This is a genomic window from Vibrio sp. OPT46 (assembly GCF_015163535.1).
Taxonomy (GTDB): Bacteria; Pseudomonadota; Gammaproteobacteria; order Enterobacterales; family Vibrionaceae; genus Vibrio; species Vibrio alginolyticus.
Genome location: NZ_JADDYG010000302.1, coordinates 43,171 through 48,763, shown reverse-complemented (window position 1 = coordinate 48,763; position 5,593 = coordinate 43,171). Strand labels below are relative to the sequence as shown.

Annotated in this window: 4 protein-coding genes and 1 pseudogene; all 5 read left to right on the top strand. The window is 43.6% G+C overall.

Annotated elements, in window-relative coordinates; genetic code table 11:
• A pseudogene (locus IQR33_RS14355) lies at window positions 1-582 on the top strand (DUF4376 domain-containing protein); the annotation flags it as partial.
• 122 nt (window positions 583-704) lie between these two features.
• Entirely contained in the window at window positions 705-929 is a 225-nt protein-coding gene (locus IQR33_RS14350; protein WP_020840883.1) for a hypothetical protein, read from the top strand.
• Window positions 929-2,539: a hypothetical protein gene (locus IQR33_RS14345; RefSeq protein ID WP_025558172.1), complete on the top strand. Its 1,611-nt coding sequence runs from the start codon at window positions 929-931 to the stop codon at window positions 2,537-2,539. The genes IQR33_RS14350 and IQR33_RS14345 overlap by 1 nt, the downstream gene beginning before the upstream one ends.
• Window positions 2,540-4,957, top strand: a complete 2,418-nt coding sequence (locus IQR33_RS14340; protein ID WP_193838074.1) for a phage tail tip protein — start codon at window positions 2,540-2,542, stop codon at window positions 4,955-4,957.
• 62 nt (window positions 4,958-5,019) lie between these two features.
• Window positions 5,020-5,436 carry a hypothetical protein gene (locus IQR33_RS14335; protein ID WP_025507223.1) on the top strand — a complete coding sequence of 139 codons (417 nt, stop codon included), beginning with the start codon at window positions 5,020-5,022 and terminating at the stop codon, window positions 5,434-5,436.
• Window positions 5,437-5,593 lie beyond the last annotated feature (157 nt).

The window sequence follows — 5,593 nt, the reverse complement described above, 5'->3', positions numbered from 1 at the left end:
CAGTATCTTCAATGGCTGGTGGATGTAGAGAACTTTGTTCCTGAAATCACTATTGGTGAAGATGGTGAAGAAGTTGCCACGTTGCCACCAGCGCGGCCAGTGATCGATATGCAAAATCGCCGCGCCGTTTATGAAGTGATTGAAGTGCCATACGACGCTAATTATTACACTCATAATGGTGAATACGATTATTTGGTCAATGACGAAGAATTTACCGTTACCAAGACGCCAGTTGTCGAGAGAAAGCCTGACAATGTGATCGCGGAGTTTCATCGGAACAAGGCGCAAGCTTTGCGAGATGAAATAAAACTATCAAACATCTTTATTCATGGATATGAATTCCAAGTTCGCCAAGTTGACCGGAACAACATGGATGAAACGCTATGGTATGCAGAGCGCAATAATATGCTGGATAAAGAGACGGTCTGGATTGCAGCAAATAATGAACCTGTAAGACTGACGTACAATCAAATCCAACAAATTAAAGATGCTTATGCGATTCGATTGGAAAAGCTATTTAATCAATATGCCACTTGGACAGAGGGGGATATGCAAACTCCATTCGAATTTTTAGAAGTCTAAGATTCTCGATTGGTGATTTTTGTTTTCAATCGAGAAAGTGTTTTTATTCCGAGTTATTATTGGTCAAGCATTGCAGTTTATGACGGGGTGCGAAAGTGCCCCGAATTGGAAGGGGGCGAAAGATGTTAGAGAAGTTACTAAACAACAATCCACTAGGCGTTGTGATGTTGTGTGCTTCGATAGTTGGGACTGGCTATGTGATGAATTATCGCTTGAACAGTATCGAGACGACTCAACAAAACATTGGCACTGATGTAAAAGATATTCGCCAAGATATCAGCGCTCTACAGGCTGATGTTGCCGGATTGAAAGCCGTTGCTGATTACAAAGAGAGAGCAGGTAAATAATGCCTAGAATTAACGTCGCTACTTTCTTTGGAGAACGGCCAAAACAGACGCCGAGACTCCTACCAAATGAATACGCCACAAAAGCGGTAGATTGTCAGTTTCCGGTTGGAAACCTTCAGCCTTACCTTGGCTTGAAGGACACTACTGAAGGCTTAACGGAAAGCCATAAAACGGTTTATAAGTTTTTAGATTGGTGGTTCAAGTGGAAAACTGATGTTGATGTGGTTGTGTCGCCAATTGTTGGTGACCCTTGGAATCGTGTTTATTTTACAAGTGATACCGGAGTTCGCGTTACCAATAACCAGATATTTAATGGTGTTGGTGATCTTCCCGTTGACTCTTATCCATTAGGAGTGCCAGCGCCAGAGCATGGCGTGACAGCAAAAGTAAATGCTCCAGATCCTCTGCCAGAAGAAGACGAAGCAACCGACGACGAAACTCGTTTTTATGTCTACACGCTTGTTAGCGAACAAGAAGAGGAAGGGGCGCAATCTCCGATCAGCAATCAAGCTGAAATTAAGTTCCCAGAGAGTACGGTTACGCTGACATTTCACAGTGAAGGTGCTTTATCCGGCAATATCACTAAACGTCGAATCTATAGAACGTCAACAGAGGGTGGTGTTTCTGACTTCTATCTGGTTGGGGAAATTCCGATTTCACAAAATACGTTTGTGGATGATAAGTCAGCCGATGATCTTGGGTTCCCGTTGGAAAGTGAAAAATACGAAATGCCTAACAAAAAGCTACGGTTTTTAACCCTAATGCCTAACGGAATTATGGCTGGTGGCTATGACCGAACTGTTTGTTTTAGTGAGCCGTATTTGCTTCACGCATGGCCTGTAGATTATCAGCTCACAACAGAGCACGAAATCGTAGCAATGGAATCAGTGAGCAATATGCTATTGGTTGGCACGAAAGGTTACCCTTGGGTGTTCCAAGGTATCACCAGTGATGCGATTAGTGGGCGAAAGCTTGAGTCTATGCAAGCGTGTGTTTCCAAGCGCTCTATGAGAAATATCGACAACCTAATTATCTATGCGTCTCCTCATGGCCTTTGTGCGTTCACTGGTCAAGACGTTGAGCTAATTACCAAAGATATTATTGACTCTAAGCAGTGGGAAGCATTGGAGCCAGAAACCATTGAAGCTTACTACTACGATGGAAAGTATTTGGCTTTTTACGGAAAGGCGCTTGATAAGTCGTTCATATTCGACCCTAAAACGGGTGGTATTACGTTCCATTCTATAGGTTCAAACCTTGGATTTACTGACTTAGTGACAGGTACGCTTTATGTTCGAAGCGAAGATGGAACAAAATTGGCTGAATGGAACAAGGGCCAACCTAAAGCGTATGTTTGGCGTTCTAAAGAGTATTACGCCATGTATCCAACACTTAGTACGCTGTATATCCGAGCGGAAGATCCGGCATTGGTTGGAATGAAAATTATCGTTGATGGAGTCGTCATCAAAGATTACGAGATAGGTACGTTAACTGATCGACCTATACGCATTCCACCAGCAAGGGGCAACTCATGGCAATTTGAAGTTTATGGCACTGGAATATTAGAAGAGGTGATCATTGCTTCTAGTATGGCAGAGGTTTACGGGTAAATGGCAGTTCGTACATTACAAGGCGGCAAAAAGCTAAAGGGTAAATTCCAATCTATTCCCCACAAGAAAGGAAGTGACGCTGTAATGGATGCGGTTGCCGACAACTTGGAACAGTTGATCGGTATGCGTGGCGAGGGCGGCAAAAAAGCCGTCCTTTGGGAAGATATGAAAAAGCTTGGTTTTGCTGACTACAGAAATGGCAAATTACAGAGCACAATTAGTATCCCAAGTTCGGACGGCGGTAGTGGTGATCCGATTGTTGGTGAGGAAGTTCAGACGCCAACTACACCACAAAACTTAGTGGTTAAATCTGGCTTTGGTATCGCACTGCTTTCGTGGGATACCGCGCCATATAAAGGCCATGCTTACACCGAAATTTATCAAGCAAGAGATAACGTATTTGCAAATGCTATTGTGGTGCAAACAACTCCGTCTAGCGTTGCGTCATTGCCGATTGAGCCTACAGGTGATTATTACTATTGGATCAAGTTCGTAAACCTAAAAGGCGAACGTTCAGCGATTAACTCAATTAATGGTACTCATGCAAAGAGCGTTGTTGACCCTCAATATTACCTTGACCTGATCATTAAGGAGATGGAAGAACATCCCGAACTAATTCCTTTACCGGAGGCATTAGAAGGCATTGATTTTTCATCCATTCCAGACGCAGAAACTATTGAGAATATCGACGTATTATTAGCGGAAGCAGCTATGCAAAACGCTGTAACCGTTGATAAGGAAAGCGCATTTCGCAGAGAAGAGAACCGGACATTAAGGGCCGAGATTGAAACCAACTACTACACAGCAGTTGAAACCGATAAGGCAATGGCGGTTTTAAGAGAGTCGGTTACTTCTCAGATCGAGGAAAACGAGACATCAATTCTTGCTCAGATCAAACGAGAGTACGCGACGAAGGTTGAAGTTGATAGCGCGTTATCGGCATTAAGAGAGTCTGTTAAGTCAGAAATTCAGTCTAATGGGGAGTCAATTCTTGCGCAGGTAGACCAAGAGTTTGCGACTCAAGTTGAGCTTGATAAGGCTATATCTACAGCCAAGTTAGATCTCGAAACTCAGTTAGGTGATTCGATTTCAGGCATTGAGCAAAACTACGCGACGAACGCCAAGCTAACGTCAGCAATTTCTCAATTAAATACGTCGTTGTCAGCGTCAATTGAAGGAGTTGAGAGCAATCTATCAACCAACTATAAAACGTGGGTTGATACTGAAAAGGCGATCAATATTGCAACCAATTCATTGTCTTCAAAAATTGGAGAGGTTGAGAGTAACTTAGCCAACAACTATTACACTGAAGCGCAAACCGATCAGGCCATTGCTAAATATGCTTTGACGCTACAATCATCAATTGATGGTGTTAGCTCGAATCTATCCAAGAACTACTACACAAAGACGCAAACCAATCAGGCGATTAGTACCGAGATTGGAAAAGTTAATGCAACGGTTAACGGCGTTTCGTCTTCAGTCACACAGATTAGTGAAGCATTGGCCGATCTTGATGATGGCTATTCTGCGTTGTGGGGCGTTAAAACAAGCATAGGTGGAATGACGGCTAGTGTTGCTCTTATAGCCAAGTCTTCCACTGATACGAGCACAGCAAACGCAGAATTTGTTGTTAAGAACGCAGGTTTTAAGGTCGCTTACGACAAGAATACTGGTGGTACAGGTAGCAACAGCATCGTTCCGGTGTTTGGCACTATCAAAAACCCAGCCTATCAGGATTGGGTTAACGGCGGCCAAGTTGGTACAGCTCCGCCAAAATACGTACTCGCAATAGACACTGCATCAATCAAGGTTGCAGACATTAGAGATCTGGTTGCTGGTGATGTAGTGGCAACAAGCGTGCAAGCAAATACAGTGATCGCAAACGTAACGCTACGAGCGTCAACGATTAATGACCCGAACAGCAAGTTCTATGTGAGCGCGGCTGGTGTGGCAAAAATGGTTGGTGCCGATGTTTCGGGGAAAATTACCGCGACTTCTGGCGTGCTAAGGAACGTTACGATTACTGATTCTTGCGATATTCAAGGTCGTCTCAATGTTAATCAGATCGTTGGTGATGTAATAAAACCTTATCCGTACTCGGTTATGAAGACAGACAGTAGTGCAGGACTAATTCAGACGCTCTACTCAGTAAATGTTCCAATGGCTACTTGGGATCGCGAGGTTGTTTGGGGGAGTGTGTATGCGACTGCGTTCGGTGCATGGTTTGATTTTTTAATTAATGATGAGGTTGTTCATAGTCAAGATATTGGTGGTATGAGCGCTCAAAACTCACCGATCTGGCGGCATAGCCTTCCGGCTGGTAAGGCTTATAAGGTTAGTTTGCGCATAAGAAACTACGAAAACAATTCTTGGAATGTGTGGAACTCATCTGGATTAGTGCTCACCTACAAAGCTTAGGTTTAGTGCTTTTGGAATTGCGCCATTTTGTTAAGGCGCTCTAGATCGTTCAGGGGTAAAAAGTGCGGTTCGCTAAAGTTGATCACAACAATTATATCTACATGCTTGTGAGAAAGCTTGTTTACGTGGCTGGTCGTGATGATTTGCCGGATTTGCCGAAAGAGGTGATCAGTAAGTTGGATAGTGGTGATGCACACTTGTTTGTTGGTGAGCGTTGTGGCGCAGTTTTGGAGGTGACGCACGAAGATAACGAGATAGTTATGTATGTGGTTTTTGGATGGTCTGATAACGGGCATGGCATATCAGATTACATCAATGCGTACTATCAACTTGCTAAAGATGTGGGAGCAGAAAAGATTGTTTCATTGGCTCGAAGAGCAGGTGTGTACAGGCTTTGGCGCGCTCACGGATTTAAAAAAGTAGGGTACAATGAGCAAGGTTTAATCAGGTTTGAGAAAAGGCTGGTAAACAATGGGTAAAGGGCCAGAAAAAGCAAAACCAACTGCCGATCAGATTGCAGCAGCAGAGGTGGCGGCTAAAGAGTGGAATAGATATCAAGAGGTGTTTGTTCCAATTGAAAACGAATATATGCGTATCACCGAAAAAATGGGGGACGAGGCAAACTACGAGAAAATA